Below are 16,313 nucleotides of genomic sequence, written 5' to 3' on the forward strand. Positions count from 1 at the left end.
AGGCGATCATTTATCGTTACTCTTCAAGAGTATGACTGCTGATAATGGCTTAGAGTTTGCGATGTTAAGTCAAGCGGTGGCTGAACAAATAGCGGTCTACTTTGCCCATCCTTATGCTTCTTGGGAAAGAGGGACCAGTGAAAATCAACATGGATTCATTCGACGCTTCTTACCCAAAGAAACATCAATGAAAGATATAACAGAAGCGGATTGTCTCCGAATCCAACAATGGATGAACAACTATCCGCGCAAAATTTTAGACTATGGGACCCCTTATGAAGTCTTTGTACGCTGTCTACATAAAGAAAGACGATCTCTAGCACTCGTTCCGGCTTGACAACGAGCCTCCCTCGGCATGGTTTTCGTGTTAGGGGGTTGACTCATAACCTGTGAGCCAAACTACCATGCCTCAGCTCATTGTCAAGCCGTCACTAAAAGAATGGAAGAACTTTAGATAGAACGTTAACCAGGTGGCTAACTTATACTTGAAATTTACGAATTAATAAAATCTCTAAATAAGTAATTGACGCCCTAAGTAACACATGTTAAGATGGTTAAGGTGTTTTTATTGACAGATTCCTGATATTCAGTCGTGCTGACTGCTATAGAACCACCTTATTAACGCAGAAGCTCTTGGTCGAGAACCTGCGATAATTTTATTATATAAAATGACACACTTGGATGTGTGGACAAAGATTAGAAGATGAAAGGAGGACTTTTGATGCCTACAATTAATCAGTTGATTAACAAACCACGTAAGTCAAAAGTAGAAAAATCTAAGTCACCAGCTTTAAACGTTGGTTATAACAGTTTCAAGCGTTCTAATACCACGACCATGTCTCCACAAAAACGGGGAGTCTGCACGCGTGTGGGGACCATGACACCTAAGAAACCAAACTCTGCTTTGCGTAAGTATGCCCGTGTTCGCTTGTCTAACCTGATGGAAGTGACAGCCTATATCCCAGGTGAAGGTCACAACCTACAAGAACACAGTGTGGTACTGATTCGTGGCGGCCGGGTTAAGGACTTGCCAGGGGTGCGTTACCACATCGTTCGTGGAGCACTCGATACAGCGGGTGTAAATGACCGTAAACAAGGCCGTTCTAAATACGGAACTAAGAAACCTAAATAAATTCATGAAAACTAACAAGTAATCGAAAGGAGGAGTTTGGATGACTCGTAAAGGAAATATTCCCAAGCGTGAAGTATTGCCGGATCCAATTTATAATTCAAAATTAGTCACACGTACCATTAACCGTTTGATGATTGATGGAAAGCGTGGAAAAGCATCACAAATTTTATATGGTGCCTTTGATATTGTCCGTGAACAAACTGGTCAAGATCCAATGGAAGTTTTTGAACAAGCAATCGAAAACATCATGCCATTATTAGAAGTAAAAGCTCGTCGTGTAGGGGGTTCTAACTATCAAGTTCCTGTTGAGGTTCGACCAGAGCGTCGTTATACTTTAGCGATTCGTTGGTTAGTCAGCTACTCACGTTTACGTGGTGAAAAGACCATGGAAACACGTCTAGCACGCGAAATTATGGATGCAGCTAATAACACAGGTGCGTCTGTAAGAAAACGTGAAGACATGCATAAAATGGCAGAAGCAAACAAAGCCTTTGCACATTACCGCTGGTAAGATTTATAATAGAATTGCTAGTCTGTTTTGGGGACTAGTGATGCTGACGGAATCGACTAAATAATCGAAAGAGGGGTAAATATAGATGGCAAAAAGAGAATTTTCTCTTGAGAACACTCGTAACATCGGTATCATGGCCCATATTGATGCTGGTAAGACGACAACGACAGAACGTATCTTGTACTATACAGGTAAGATCCACAAGATCGGTGAGACTCACGACGGTGGGGCTCAAATGGACTGGATGGAACAAGAACAAGAACGTGGAATCACCATCACATCTGCAGCAACAACTGCTCAGTGGAAGGGTCACCGCGTAAACATTATCGATACTCCAGGACACGTGGACTTTACGGTCGAAGTAGAGCGTTCACTACGTGTATTGGATGGCGCTGTTGCTCTACTGGATGCACAATCTGGTGTTGAACCTCAAACAGAAACTGTTTGGCGTCAAGCTACAACTTATGGTGTTCCCCGAATTGTCTTCGTTAATAAGATGGACAAGATGGGTGCAGACTTTGAGTATTCATTAAGTACTCTGCATGATCGTTTGCAAGCCAACGCTGTAGCAATGCAAGTCCCCATTGGAGCTGAAGATGCCTTTACCGGGATTGTTGATGTCGTTCATAAGAAAGCATATATCTACAAGAATGACTTAGGAACAGAAATCGAAGAGACCGAAATCCCAGAAGAGTATAAGGAAAAGGCAGAAGAGTATTATACAGCATTAGTTGAAGCAGTCGCAGACCATGATGAAGACATCATGAATGCCTATCTTGAAGGGGAAGAAATTGACGAAGATACCTTGAAAAAGGCGATTCGTAAGGCAACCTGTGCGGTAGAATTGTACCCAGTATTCTGTGGGACAGCCTTCAAGAATAAAGGGGTTCAGCTCTTACTTGATGCAGTCATTGACTACTTACCTAGTCCTCTAGATGTTCCGCCAATTGTCGGGACAGAACCTGGATCTGACCAAGAAATTGAACATCATGCGGATGACAATGAACCTTTTGCGGCATTGGCCTTCAAGGTTATGACGGACCCATTCGTTGGACGTTTAACCTTCTTCCGTGTCTACTCAGGTACTTTAGAATCAGGTTCATATGTTCAAAACGCAACAAAGGATACGCGTGAACGTGTTGGACGTATTCTTCAAATGCACGCGAACTCTCGGTCTGAAATCCCAGAAGTATTCTCTGGGGATATTGCAGCGGCTGTCGGCTTGAAGAATACCGGTACTGGAGACACTTTATGTTCACCAGACCAATTAGTTATTCTTGAATCGATGGAATTCCCTGATCCCGTTATCGAAGTGGCGATTGAGCCTGACTCAAAAGCAGACCAAGATAAGATGGGGATTGCCTTATCTAAATTGGCAGAAGAAGATCCAACCTTCCGAGCTTCAACCAACCACGAAACAGGTCAAACGATCATTGCAGGTATGGGTGAGTTGCACTTGGACATCATCGTGGATCGTTTGAAGCGTGAATTCAAGGTTTCTGCAAGCGTTGGTGCGCCTCAAGTATCTTACCGTGAAACCTTCCGGGCATCGACTCAAGCTGAAGGTAAGTTCGTTCGTCAATCAGGTGGTAAGGGTCAATACGGTCACGTATGGATTGAATTCACACCAAACGAAGAAGGAGCAGGCTTCGAATTTGAGAATGCGATTGTCGGTGGGGTAGTTCCTCGTGAATATATTCCAGCTGTTGAAGCCGGTCTTAAAGACGCGATGGAAAACGGTGTGCTTGCAGGCTTCCCATTAGTGGATATCAAGGCGAAATTGTATGATGGATCCTACCACGATGTCGACTCTTCTGAAACTGCCTATAAGGTAGCTGCTTCAATGGCCTTGAAGGCAGCAGCGAAGAAGGCACAACCTTCAATTCTAGAGCCAATGATGGCGGTTGAAGTTACAGTTCCTGAAGAATATCTTGGAGATGTTATGGGACATGTCAACTCACGTCGTGGACGGATCGAAGGAACAACTTCACGTGGAAATGCAACGATCATTAAGTCACTCATTCCATTATCTGAAATGTTCGGTTATGCGACAACCTTACGTTCTTCAACACAAGGACGCGGAACCTTTACAATGCAGTTTGATCACTATGAAGATGTGCCTAAGTCAATCGCTGAAGACATCATCAAGAAATATGGTGGATCTTCTGAAGAATAATTCTTCTTCAGGCGAAAGGACCAAGATCAAACTAGAACGCACTGAATATGCGGGAAGTCATTGAATTTATTCCTGTATGTCGGTATAATACTTATTGATAGATGACTAATCTATAAACAAACTTTAATTATTAGGGGGATTTACTCACATGGCAAAAGAAAAATACGAACGTACGAAACCACACGTTAACATTGGGACTTTAGGTCACGTTGACCATGGTAAAACAACTTTATCTGCAGCGATTGCAACGACCTTAGCTAAGAACGGTTTCGGTGAAGCGAAAGACTACGCTTCTATCGATAACGCTCCAGAAGAAAGAGAACGTGGAATCACCATCAATACTTCTCATATCGAGTATGAAACAGCAAACCGTCACTACGCACATATTGACGCGCCAGGGCACGCGGACTACGTTAAGAACATGATCACTGGTGCTGCTCAAATGGACGGTGCGATCTTAGTAGTATCTGCAGCAGATGGTCCAATGCCTCAAACACGTGAACACATCTTGTTATCACGTCAAGTAGGGGTTCCATACTTCGTAGTCTTCTTAAACAAGACTGACCAAGTGGACGATGAAGAATTATTAGAATTAGTTGAAATGGAAGTTCGTGAAATGTTATCAGAATACGACTATCCAGGAGACGATATTCCAGTAATCGCTGGTTCTGCATTGAAGGCTTTAGAAGGCGATGCAGACCATGAAGCGAAGATCCTAGAATTAATGGCAGCAGTTGACGAATATATTCCAGAACCAGAACGTGAAACTGACAAGCCATTCATGATGCCAGTCGAAGACGTGTTCTCAATCACTGGTCGTGGTACAGTTGCAACTGGTCGTGTTGAACGTGGACAAGTTCGCGTTGGGGATGAAGTTGAAATCGTAGGTATTGCGGAAGAAACTAAGAAGACCACTGTAACAGGTGTTGAAATGTTCCGTAAGATGTTAGACTATGCGGAAGCTGGAGATAACATCGGGGCTTTACTTCGTGGGGTTACTCGTGAAGATATCGAACGTGGACAAGTATTAGCAGCTCCTGGATCCATTACACCACATACTCAATTCAAGGCTGAAGTCTATGTCCTTTCTAAAGAAGAAGGTGGACGTCATACACCATTCTTCTCTAACTACCGCCCACAATTCTACTTCCGTACAACAGACGTTACCGGTGTTGTAAACTTACCAGAAGGTACAGAAATGGTAATGCCTGGTGATAACGTATCAATGACCGTTGAATTGATTCACCCAATCGCGATCGAAGAAGGAACTCGCTTCTCTATCCGTGAAGGTGGACGTACGGTAGGTGCGGGTACTGTATCTGAAATCATCGCTTAATTAAGCCATCAAACAAAAGCGTTTTGCCTAGGCAAGACGCTTTTTTGCTTTGTTCTGAAGGTTATGTAATCAGATCGATTCATGGCCCAGCATATTGATGGTGAGTCATCCTAAATAATGATATACTTATGCTATCAATCAATGATTTAAGGAGGAATTGTATGGATTTTAATAATTTTCTAGGAGCAGTCCCCAGTATGGTCGGCTCAGTCTTATTGCTGATTGTGGCTTTGATTTTAGCTTACTTCGCTAAGAAGTATGTGATTAAGGGCTTAGAAGCAATTGATTTTGATTTGAAATTGCAAAAATGGGGCTTGTCTAAGACTGATGAGGAATCAATGACTTTCCTTGAAACAATCGGAACATTGGTTTATTTCATTATTGTACTCTTCTTTGTTCCCTTTATCTTGAATGGTTTAGGGTTAGCAGGAGTAGTGGATCCGATTTCCAATATGTTCGCGAAGTTCTTCGCCTTTGTGCCGAATATTATTGCAGCGGTATTAATCTTGTTTGTTGGCAACCTCTTCTGTAAGTTTATCAAACAGTTAGTACAAAACTTATTAGAAGGCTTCAATGTTGACCGTTGGTATCGTAAGTTAACGGGACATGAAGGGGACGCTAGCACTATCGATGAAACAAAATTAGCAGAAGTTTTGGCGACGATTGTCTATATCCTGATCTTCATCCCAATCCTAACAGTTGCACTTGAAGTTCTTGGAATTAAGACCATCTCAGAACCGATTGTTGGGGTACTCAATAGCATTATGAGTGCGATTCCGAATATTTTGGTAGCTGTGATTCTTGTTCTAGTGGGTGGCTTCATTGCTAAGTTACTTGGTGACTTGTTAGAAGGCCTCTTGAAGACCTCAGGTGTGGATAAGTATTCCAAATACCTGAACTTCAAAGGTGAAATTACGATTGAGATCTCAACGGTCATTGCGCAAGTGACTCGTGCCTTATTAATGATCTTCTTCATCGTTGAAGCTGTCTCCGTATTAAACCTAGAAGTATTGAATCGCGTCGGGACTTCTATTATTGCCTATATTCCAGATGCCATTTCAGCAGCTTTGATCTTGGCAGTTGGAGTGATTGGAGGTAATATTCTAGCCAGCTTCCTTAAGGAAGTATCAGGAAGCAAGGTCTTCGGTGAATTTGTTCGCTATGCGATTATCGTCCTTTCAATCTTCATGACACTTGACCAGTTGAAGTTCGCTCCAACTATTGTGAATGCTGCCTTCATCATTATCCTGGGGGCGCTTGCTTTCGCTTTCGTTCTAGCTGTCGGACTAGGTGGGAAAGATTTTGCCGCTAAGCAACTTTCTAACTTAGAGCAGGCACTTGAGCAAGAAGAAGAAAAGGACCATCAAGATCCACCAGCAAGTCTATAAGAATAATGGATTCGATCAATGATAGGGAGAAGGAAGACAAGGCTTCCTTCAACTCTATCTGACATCGAGTCATCAAAAAAGACCGCTCACACCTGAGCGAGTCTCTGTCAAGTCGACAGGGACCGTTCAGTGTGAGGCGGTCTTTTTTATTCAGCTAAAAGCTTATTGTATTGGCTGATAATCTGTTCAGATAATTCTTCAATCGACTGATTTTCGATATGGATGACACTAGCACCTAGTTGGTGGTAAAGATCATCCGCAAACATTAATTCTTCTTTAACTCGTTCTAAAGAGGAATAGCTAGCAGAATCACCTAGTCCCATCAGCTCCACTCTTTTTTTACGGATATTCTGGATATAGAGTGGGGAAGCGATGAGGCCAAAGACTCGACGAGGATCAGCATCGTAGATCTCTTGTGGCACATGGACTTCTGGGAAGATCGGCAAGTTTGCGACTTTATAAGACTTGTTGGCCAGGTACATGCTTAAGGGGGTCTTAGAAGAGCGAGAGACACCTAAGAGAATGATGTCGGCCAGCGCAAAACCTTTACGATTCTTACCATCGTCATACTTAACAGCAAATTCGATGGCTTGAATGCGGTCGAAATAGTGGTCATCCAACCGGTGAAGGGCTCCAGCTTGCTCACTAGGAGCCAGGGAGGTTTGGTTGCTAATAATCGATAGGATGGGTTCCACCACATTATGGTAGGCTAGCTGGTGGTCTTTAGCAAAGGAAGAGGCATATTCATCCAGTTGCTCATTAACTAAAGTCGTTATGATCACAGCTTTTACCTTATTGGCTTCTTCCAAAATCGTCTTCAGTTCATCTAGACTATTAATGAAAGGGAAACGCTTCATGGTAATCCCTGTTAATTGAGGGTATTGGGCTAGGGCTGCATTGGTTGCCTTGAGGGCCGTTTCACCGACCGAATCTGAAATCAGGTAAAATTTCTTTGAAAAGTTAGTCATAAGAGTCCTCCAATTGGCTAAGTTCAGCAAGAAGATTTACGATATTCGTCTTGGAAATTTTGCCAAGAATTTCAAAATTAGGTGTCACGACGGGTAAAGAGTCTATCTGGTGTTGCGCAATCAAACGGGCGGCAGCTAGGATGGTCTGTTCGCTTTGGGCCACAATAATATTGGGCATGCGGGTCATGATGATGGCTAATGGGGTATCCATCTTTTGGCCAATGGCTGAGCGCAAGAGGTCCTTGCGAGATACCAGTCCAATTAAGGTCTTGAGGTCGTCATCCACCACATATAAAGAACCAACATCATACATGAAAAGATGGGTAATGCCATCCTGAACGGTAGTAGTAGCAGGGACAGTCACCGCTTGAATCATGATGTCTTTGACTTGGTACTCATGAAAGGCTTCATCCAGGAGTGATTTTTCTGTTAAGCCAGAATAGATATAGCCCACACGGGGACGAGCATCCAGGATGCCCGTCATGGTGAGAATAGCAAAGTCACTTCTCAGGGTGGAACGGGTGAGGCCCAATTTTTTGGCAATTTCACCCCCTGAAATTGGTTCGTGGTCTTTGACGATGGCGATGATTTCCTTTTGTCGGGCGGAAAGTTTCATTCTACCCCTCCTTGATTATATTAAACTAGTTCATCTTGGATCGCACTTTGTGCGGCTGCTAATTGAGCAATTGGGACACGGTAAGGTGAGCAAGAGACATAGTCTAAGCCGATTTGGTGGAAGACCTTAATGGAGCGGGGGTCACCACCCAATTCACCGCACACGCCCACTTTTAGATTGGATTGAGTCTTTCGACCCCTCTCCGTCGCAATAGCTACTAATTCTTTGACAGCGTCCAAATCAATTGTTTGGAATGGGTCGTCCTTGAGGATCCCTTCCTCTAAATAGGCGTTTAAGAATTTACCGGCATCATCCCGTGAGTAACCAAAGCTGAGCTGTGTTAGGTCGTTGGTACCAAAGGAGAAGAACTCCGCCTCTTCAGCCAATTGGTCAGCGACCAGACAAGCTCGAGGGGTTTCAACCATGGCGCCAATGGTATAGGTTAATTCAGCACCCACTTCTTGTAAAACCTTGTCTAGGTGGTCTTTAATGGCTTCTTTCAATTGAGCGAGTTCTTTCTTGGTGCTGACAAGAGGGATCATAATTTCTGGCTGGACATTTACGCCTTGCTCTTGCACAGCGAGGGCTGCTTGAATCACTGCTTCTGCTTGCATGAGGTAGAGTCCGGGGTAGGTAATACCCATCCGACAAGCACGGTGGCCCATCATGGGGTTTATTTCCTTGGTCATGTGGATGCGGTCGCTCACTTGGTCAAAGGGCAAGTTTAATTCTTGCGCCACTTGTTTGATTTCGGCCTCAGTATGGGGTAGAAATTCATGTAACGGGGCATCTAATAAACGCACAACCACTGGTTTGTTATCCATTAGTTTAAAGATGTTGGTGAAATCATCTGTTTGGAACTGTTTAATATGGGCCAAGGCTTCTTCCCGATCAGATGCAGTTTGGGCTAATAAGAACTGACGGATTGCGATTAAGCGCTCTGCCTCAAAGAACATATGCTCGGTACGTACGAGGCCAATACCGGAAGCCTTAAATTCAAGACCGTTTTGGATATCGGTGGCTGTTTCGGCATTCATCCGAATCTTTAATTGGGCAAATTCTCTTGACCATTCCATCACTTGGTCGAAATATTCATTCGCTGCACTGGCTACGGTTGGGATTTCTCCCACATAGAGGGTACCGGTTGAACCATCCACTGACATAATGTCTCCTTCATGGAGACTTCCGCCTGGATAGGTGACTACCCGTTTGTCTTCGTTAATATCAAGCTCGCTACAACCCGACACACAGCACTTGCCCATCCCTCTAGCAACGACAGCTGCGTGGGAGGTCATGCCCCCTTGGCTAGTGACAATGGCCTTAGCGGAGTTCATGCCAACAATGTCTTCAGGTGAAGTTTCATGGCGGACGAGAATCACATCTTTCCCTTCATCGGTCCAGGCCTTAGCGGTTTCAGCATCGAAGACGACTTGCCCAGTCGCTGCACCAGGACTCGCTGGGAGCCCCATTTTTGAGATCAAGGGAGCCGATTTAAGAGCTGCTTGGTCAAAGGCTGGGTGTAAGAGGGTATGGAGCGATTCGGGTTGAATTGTAAGCAGCGCCTGTTTGGGTGTGAGAATGCCTTCTTCAACGAGGTCGCAGGCAACCTTAACAGCGGCTTGGGCCGTCCGTTTACCGTTGCGTGTTTGTAAGAGGAAGAGTTTGCCTTCTTCGATCGTGAACTCAATATCTTGCATGTCATGATAGTGGCTTTCAAGCTGGCTAGTCAAGTCCAAGATTTCTTGATAGATCTCAGGGAATTGATCCTTAAGCCGGGTGATCGACATGGGGGTTCGGATTCCGGCTACCACATCTTCCCCTTGGGCATTAGTCAGATATTCTCCGTAGAGTTCCTTTTGGCCATTAGCTGGGTTGCGAGTAAAGAGGACCCCTGTTCCACTAGTTTCGCCTCGGTTACCAAAAACCATTTCCTGAATATTGACCGCTGTTCCCAGATCATCCGGGACATTATTCAAGCGGCGATAGACAATGGCACGTTTATTGTTCCAAGATTTGAAGACAGCTCGTACGGCCGCATAAATTTGTTCTTTAACGTCTTGGGGGAAGGGATGTCCTAGTTCCTGGGTATAGATTGCTTGGTATTTTTTAACTAATTCTTTTAAATGGTCTGCACTTAATTCATGGTCAAAATTCAAGTGGTGCTGGTCCTTGATTTGTTTAAGTTGACCTTCAAACAGGCTCATGTCGATTTCATAGACGACATTACCAAACATTTGGAGTAACCGACGATAGCAGTCATAGGCGAATCGTTCGTCTTGAGTTAATTGGGCCAGTTTGTCCACATTCTCATCAGTGAGGCCAAGGTTGAGGATGGTATCCATCATCCCTGGCATGGAGATTTTGGCGCCTGAGCGAACGGAGACCAGTAAGAGTTTTTCTGGATCATCAAACTTTTTCTGGGTTTGATCCTCTAATTGTTCAATGGCCTGGTTGATTTCTTGGATGAGGTCGTGAGACAAATTGTCTCCATCCTGAAGATATTCTAAGCAGGCCTTGGTTGTCACGGTAAATCCTTGGGGGACAGGACAGCCTAGGCGCGTCATTTCGGCAAGGTTGGCTCCTTTACCGCCTAATAAATCCTTCATCTCTGAGTTGCCTTCGTTAAATGCGTACACTCGTTTCATTTGATTGGCCTCCTATTAATAAATGATGCATTAAGCGCATTATATAGTGCGTGCTAATCCTTGTCAATAGAAGACAACATTCAAGAAATATTAGGCGGCAAATTGCACTTAAAGCTGAACGGATAGCCCTATTTCTCAAGTTGTTCTATCTAGTAGATTTATCAGGAAAGCTAATAGTCTATTGATAGCCTTAGACTGGCCAGCGTGGTAAAATATTGGTATCAGGTATATTGTGAAACAAATAATTATTGGAGGGTATTATGAAAGTTGTAATTATTGGAACAAACCACGCTGGAATTGCTGCTGCAAATACACTGCTTGAGCAATATCCAGACCATGAGGTTGTCATGTTAGAGCGTAATTCAAATCTTTCCTACTTAGGTTGTGGGACTGCATTATGGGTAGGTCGTCAAATTGATGATTACCATGGTCTCTTCTATACAAACAAGGAAGAGTTTGAGAAGAAGGGGGCACGTATTTCGATTGAAACAGAAGTAAAGCGTGTTGATTTCGAAAATAAGATGGTATATGCCGAAACCAAGGACGGTCAAGCACTTGAAGAAAGTTATGACAAATTGATTCTTGCAACAGGGTCTCTTCCGATCTCACCTAAGTTCCCAGGACACGATTTGGAAGGTCTGCACTTCCTTAAGTTATTCCAAGAAGGCCAAGCAGTCGACAAGGCCCTAACGAATGATGAGGTGAAGGATGTTTGTGTGATTGGTGCAGGCTACATTGGCGTTGAAATCGCGGAGGCTGCCCACCGTCGAGGAAAGAATGTCCACATTTTTGATGCGGAGAAGACTTCGCTAGCAAGTTACTATGACCCTGATTTTGCCCAAATGATGGATGCTAACCTTGAAGACCATGGTATTCATACCCACTTTGGTGAATTGGTGGAAGAATATATTGGGGAGAATGGTAAGGTTACGGGCTTGAAGACCACTGGTGGAAGCTATAAAGCGGATATTGTCGTAAATAGTATTGGGTTTAGACCCAATAATGAATTAGGTAAAGACCACCTTGAACTCTTTGCGAATGGGGCTTATTTAGTTGACAGTCATTTCAAGACTTCTGATGATGATGTCTATGCAATTGGGGACTGTGCAACCAATTATTCGAACGCCCTTAAGCGCACGGATTACATTGCTTTAGCATCGAATGCCGTTCGTTCAGGGATTGTGGCGGCTCATAACCTTGCGGGCCATGTAGTTGAAGGTGCAGGTGTGCAAGGATCCAATGGCATTAATATCTTCGACTTGAAACTGGTCTCTACAGGCTTAACCCAAAAGGCGGCCGCTGCGGCTGGAATTGATGCGGATTATGTTGAGCACGAAGATACACAATTCCCAAGTTTTATGCCAGAGAATTATAAGGTTAAATTACGGATTACCTTTGACAAAGCAAGCCGTCGCATTATCGGGGCTCAATTAGCTTCTGAATATGATGTCTCCTTGCTTATCCATATGTTCTCGCTAGCCATTCAAGAAGAATTAACAATTGATAAATTGGCTCTGTTGGATACTTTCTTCCTTCCGCACTTTAATCAGCCGTACAACTACATTACCGTGGCAGCCTTAAAAGCTGGCCAAAAGAAATAAACATTGAAATAAGCACCCAATTGATCAGGAAAAGAGGTTAGACAATTGTCTAACTTTCGAGTAAGCTGATAGTATGCGGTGCTTTTTGTTATCGTAAGAACAAGACCAAACTGGAGGACAGACAATGAGAATAATAGTAGCAGGTGGAGATGGTTTTTGCGGGTGGCCGACATCCTTATATCTTTCTAAGCAAGGGCATGAGGTGACGATTGTTGATAATTTAGTGCGGCGTGAAATTGATGAGGAATTAGACTCGAATTCACTTACCGAGATTGCCCCTCTGCCGGACCGGATTGCTAAATGGCAAGAACTGACAGGCCGTGAGATTACATTTTATGAAGGCGATCTCAATGATTATGCCTTTTTAACTAAGGTATTTAAAGAAGTTGAACCCGAAGCCTTCGTCCACTTTGGTGAGCAGCGGTCTGCCCCCTATTCGATGATTGACCGTGAGCATGCGGTCTACACCCAGTCGAATAATGTCCTGGGCAACATCAATGTGCTCTATGCGATTAAAGAATTTGCACCAGATTGCCACTTGATTAAGCTCGGAACGATGGGGGAATATGGAACTCCTAATATTGATGTTGAAGAAGGTTGGATTGAAATTGAATATAAAGGCCGTAAAGACACGGTCATGATGCCCAAGAAGCCAGGTTCTTTCTACCACTTATCCAAGGTCCATGATTCCCACAATATTGAATTTGTTGTTCGGTCTTGGGGTATTCGGGCCACAGACCTCAACCAAGGGGTTGTTTACAACGTCAATACTGCTGAGACCCGCATGGATCCTATCCTCTATAACCGGTTTGACTATGATGGTATTTATGGAACGGTTCTTAACCGCTTTATTATCCAGGCGGCTAATGGTCTCCCCTTATCTGTTTACGGTAAAGGTGGACAAACTCGAGGCTTCATTAATATTGATGATACGGTTCGCTGTATTGAATTGGCGGCCAACAACCCGGCAGAGCGCGGCGAGTTTAAGATTTATAATCAATGTACAGAGTCCTTCTCGGTGAATGAATTAGCGGAACGTGTACAAAAAGTCGCGAAAGACCGTTTTGGACTGGAAGCTGTGATTGAGCACTTCCCTAATCCACGTGCAGAGCAGGAAGAACATTATTTCAATGCGGTTTATACAGCCTTAAAAGACCTTGGTTTGAAGGAACACTTCTTAACTGATGAAGTCATTGCCGATGTCTTACAATTAGCGCTTGATAATAAAGATCGGATTAAACCTGCCAATGTTATGAATTCCCCTCAATGGAAGTAATGGCATGCGAATTGCCATTATAACGGAGACCTACCTTCCTTCAACCGATGGAATTGTGACCCGGTTGACGCGAGCGGTAGACTATCTGAGTAAGCAGGGACACCAAGTCTTAGTCATTGCGCCAGCGATTCCAGGTTTACCTCAAAGTGACCACCAAGTGGCAATCCAAGGGGCACGGACATTTACCTTCTTTCTATACAAGGAGCGTCCATGGGCGCTGCCTGATCCCAGGATCAAGCAATGGCTGGCGGATTTTCAGCCGGATCTTGTTCACGCGGTGAATCCCGCCTCCTTGACGGCAGCGGGGGTCCACTATGCCAAGCGGTTAAAGATCCCACTGATTGCTAGCTTTCACACCAACCTACCGGATTATGCGGATCGCTACCACCTCAGTTTTGTTAAGCCTGTCTTGTGGCGGTATCTTCGCCACCTCCATAACCAAGCCAGTTTAAATCTGGTAACGAGCCAAGCCATGTATGACCTCTTGGACCAGCATGGGATTCATGATTTAGCCATTCTACCCAAAGGAGTCGCGATTGAAGACCGCCATCCTCATTTCTACTCAAGCCAAATGCGGCAGACTCTAATGGGGGAAGCCCGCGACAAAAAATTACTCCTCTTTGTTGGCCGACTGGCGCATGAGAAAGAAATTGATTCACTGCGGTCACTTTTTGACCGGCGGCAAGATATTTGTTTGGCGATTGTAGGCGATGGGCCAGCTAGGAAGCATCTTGAAACCGTCTTTGCAGGCACGCCGACAGTCTTCACGGGCTTTCTCCACGGAGAAACGCTCTCCCAAGCTTATGCCAGTGCGGATGCCTTTATCTTTCCGTCACGCAGTGAAACCCTCGGTCTGGTCATCACCGAGGCCATGGCCTCGGGTATTCCAGTCATTGCTGCGGAATCGGAACCGACTCTGGAGCAGGTAAGGCATGAGCGTACAGGCCTTATTTATCAGACGGAAGATATAGGGTCCTTAGACCGAGCGATTGATCAATTAGATGATGCAGTCTTGGTTGAAACGCTTATAAAATCCGGTCGGCAGTATGCAGAAGGCTTCTCCTGGGAGCATGCCTCACAGGCTCTGGAAGCAGCTTACCAGGAAACCATTCGAAGAGTTTACCAATAAAGACCCATCCGAGAAAGGCTCGGTTGGGTCTTCTTTGATTCGATTCTATCTATTATATAGCATCTATATAGCATCAAAGAACACCTCATAGACGATTATAATGAATCAATGTATCCTAATAATTCATTCTTTGTCTCGACGCATGTGTAACCAGATTGAAAAGTTTGTCTTTGGAGGGCGATATTCTTTAATTAGGCATTAGCCTTGCCTTCTTAGAGAGACTTACCCTCATTCATCATTCAATAAAAAAAGAAAGGTGGAAAGGACCTTTAGACTTTTTGACAGAGAGGCATGATCTTCTTATTTTTGACAAAATCAGAAAAAAGCAGAATATAGCCTTGCAATCGGGGCTGTTCTGCAGTATAATACTCGTTGTGTTTATTGTGGATTTAAATAAATCCGAGCACAGCTAAGCCTCATAAGGGGGCGGACAGCAATGAAGCGGGAGGTTGTGACACGCTAGGCCGAGTTGCCAAGGGCTGGCTGGTCAGAAATTCTTGTGGAGCGAGTCAAAAGATACTATTGACGAAGGAGGAAATAAAAATGGCAAATCAAAAAATTCGAATTCGCTTAAAGGCTTATGAACATCGTGCTTTAGATGTTTCAGCAGCTAAGATCGTTGAATCAGCAAAGAGAACAGGGGCGAAAACTTCAGGACCAATCCCATTACCAACTGATCGGTCTGTTTATACAGTTATTCGTGCGACTCACAAATATAAAGATTCACGTGAACAGTTCGAAATGCGGACACACAAACGTCTAATCGATATTATCGATCCAACTGCTAAAACAGTGGATGCTTTGATGAAGTTAGACTTACCAAGTGGTGTGGACGTAGAAATTAAATTATAAAAAATAAAATAAATGGAGGTGTACTCATGACCAAAGGAATCTTAGGAACAAAAGTCGGTATGACACAATTCTTTACGGAAAATGGTGAATTAATCCCAGTAACTGTAGTTGAAGCGCCAGCGAACGTCGTTCTTCAATTAAAAACGACTGAAAACGATGGCTACGAGGCGGTTCAAGTGGGTTACCAAGATCTTCGTGAAGTATTATCAAACAAACCGCACAAGGGTCATGTAGCAAAAGCAAATGCTACTCCTAAGCGCTTCGTTCGCGAATTTCGTGATGTTGAGCTAGGAGAATATGAAGTCGGGCAAGAAATCACAGTCGAAACATTCGCGGTGGGAGACATCGTCGATGTGACGGGTACATCAAAGGGTAAAGGATTCCAAGGAGCAATTAAGCGCCACGGACAATCACGTGGTCCAATGGCTCACGGATCTCGTTACCACCGTCGTCCTGGATCAATGGGTATGGCATCTGATGCGTCTAAAGTATTTAAAGGCAAAAACTTGCCAGGTCAAACAGGTGGCGAACGGATCACCATTCAAAACCTTGAAATCGTATCAGTCGACCCAGAAAACAATGTTCTTTTGATTAAAGGGAACGTACCGGGCGCTAAGAAATCTTTATTAGAAATTAAACAATCAATTAAATCTGTTAAATAATTAAGAGGGGAGGAACCATAA

General features: G+C 44.1%; 14 protein-coding genes. 11 read left to right on the plus strand and 3 right to left on the minus strand.

The genetic code is table 11. From position 1 onward, the window contains the following. The 6 genes from HMPREF9708_RS07905 to HMPREF9708_RS04265 form a co-directional block, all read left to right on the plus strand. The coding region (locus HMPREF9708_RS07905; RefSeq protein WP_006308943.1) for an IS30 family transposase at window positions 1-337 on the plus strand (337 nt) is incomplete at its 5' end. Window positions 338-721: 384 nt separating this feature from the next. Then, window positions 722-1,132 carry a 30S ribosomal protein S12 gene (rpsL, locus tag HMPREF9708_RS04245; RefSeq protein ID WP_006308944.1) on the plus strand — a complete coding sequence of 137 codons (411 nt, stop codon included), beginning with the start codon at window positions 722-724 and terminating at the stop codon, window positions 1,130-1,132. Between the two features lie 40 nt (window positions 1,133-1,172). Next, window positions 1,173-1,643 carry a 30S ribosomal protein S7 gene (gene rpsG / locus HMPREF9708_RS04250; RefSeq protein ID WP_006308945.1) on the plus strand — a complete coding sequence of 157 codons (471 nt, stop codon included), beginning with the start codon at window positions 1,173-1,175 and terminating at the stop codon, window positions 1,641-1,643. Window positions 1,644-1,728: 85 nt separating this feature from the next. Next, the gene (fusA, locus tag HMPREF9708_RS04255; protein ID WP_006308946.1) at window positions 1,729-3,819 is read left to right on the plus strand and encodes an elongation factor G; all 2,091 of its coding nucleotides are present in this window, start codon (window positions 1,729-1,731) and stop codon (window positions 3,817-3,819) included. 148 nt (window positions 3,820-3,967) lie between these two features. Continuing rightward, complete coding sequence (tuf, locus tag HMPREF9708_RS04260; RefSeq protein ID WP_006308947.1) at window positions 3,968-5,155, plus strand: elongation factor Tu; 1,188 nt, start codon at window positions 3,968-3,970, stop codon at window positions 5,153-5,155. Between the two features lie 161 nt (window positions 5,156-5,316). Continuing rightward, entirely contained in the window at window positions 5,317-6,543 is a 1,227-nt protein-coding gene (locus HMPREF9708_RS04265) for a mechanosensitive ion channel (RefSeq protein ID WP_006308948.1), read from the plus strand. A 146-nt stretch (window positions 6,544-6,689) separates the two neighbouring features. On the opposite strand, the gene HMPREF9708_RS04270 is transcribed toward HMPREF9708_RS04265, so the two are convergent. From HMPREF9708_RS04270 to ppdK, 3 genes are read right to left on the minus strand one after another with little or no spacing between them, the layout of a single operon-like run. Continuing rightward, on the minus strand, window positions 6,690-7,511 hold the full coding sequence (locus tag HMPREF9708_RS04270; RefSeq protein ID WP_006308950.1) for a pyruvate, water dikinase regulatory protein: 822 nt from the start codon (window positions 7,509-7,511) through the stop codon (window positions 6,690-6,692). Then, window positions 7,504-8,127 (minus strand): helix-turn-helix transcriptional regulator, encoded by a 624-nt coding sequence (locus HMPREF9708_RS04275; protein WP_006308952.1) that lies wholly within the window; start codon window positions 8,125-8,127, stop codon window positions 7,504-7,506. The genes HMPREF9708_RS04270 and HMPREF9708_RS04275 overlap by 8 nt, the downstream gene beginning before the upstream one ends. A gap of 20 nt (window positions 8,128-8,147) precedes the next feature. Further along, complete coding sequence (gene ppdK, locus HMPREF9708_RS04280) at window positions 8,148-10,772, minus strand: pyruvate, phosphate dikinase (protein WP_006308954.1); 2,625 nt, start codon at window positions 10,770-10,772, stop codon at window positions 8,148-8,150. Between the two features lie 260 nt (window positions 10,773-11,032). Between ppdK and nox the strand changes: the two genes are divergently transcribed. From nox to rplC, 5 genes are all read left to right on the plus strand, one after another. Then, entirely contained in the window at window positions 11,033-12,373 is a 1,341-nt protein-coding gene (nox, locus tag HMPREF9708_RS04285; RefSeq protein ID WP_006308956.1) for a H2O-forming NADH oxidase, read from the plus strand. A gap of 124 nt (window positions 12,374-12,497) precedes the next feature. Continuing rightward, entirely contained in the window at window positions 12,498-13,649 is a 1,152-nt protein-coding gene (locus HMPREF9708_RS04290; RefSeq protein WP_006308958.1) for an NAD-dependent epimerase/dehydratase family protein, read from the plus strand. Between the two features lie 4 nt (window positions 13,650-13,653). After that, a complete protein-coding gene (locus HMPREF9708_RS04295; RefSeq protein WP_006308960.1) occupies window positions 13,654-14,778 on the plus strand; it encodes a glycosyltransferase family 4 protein in 1,125 nt (374 codons plus the stop codon). 543 nt (window positions 14,779-15,321) lie between these two features. Continuing rightward, the gene (rpsJ, locus tag HMPREF9708_RS04300) at window positions 15,322-15,630 is read left to right on the plus strand and encodes a 30S ribosomal protein S10 (protein ID WP_006308962.1); all 309 of its coding nucleotides are present in this window, start codon (window positions 15,322-15,324) and stop codon (window positions 15,628-15,630) included. Between the two features lie 26 nt (window positions 15,631-15,656). Continuing rightward, entirely contained in the window at window positions 15,657-16,292 is a 636-nt protein-coding gene (rplC, locus tag HMPREF9708_RS04305) for a 50S ribosomal protein L3 (RefSeq protein WP_006308963.1), read from the plus strand. Window positions 16,293-16,313: the final 21 nt, after the last annotated feature.

It is taken from the genome of Facklamia languida CCUG 37842, assembly GCF_000245795.1.
Lineage (GTDB): Bacteria > Bacillota > Bacilli > Lactobacillales > Aerococcaceae > Facklamia > Facklamia languida.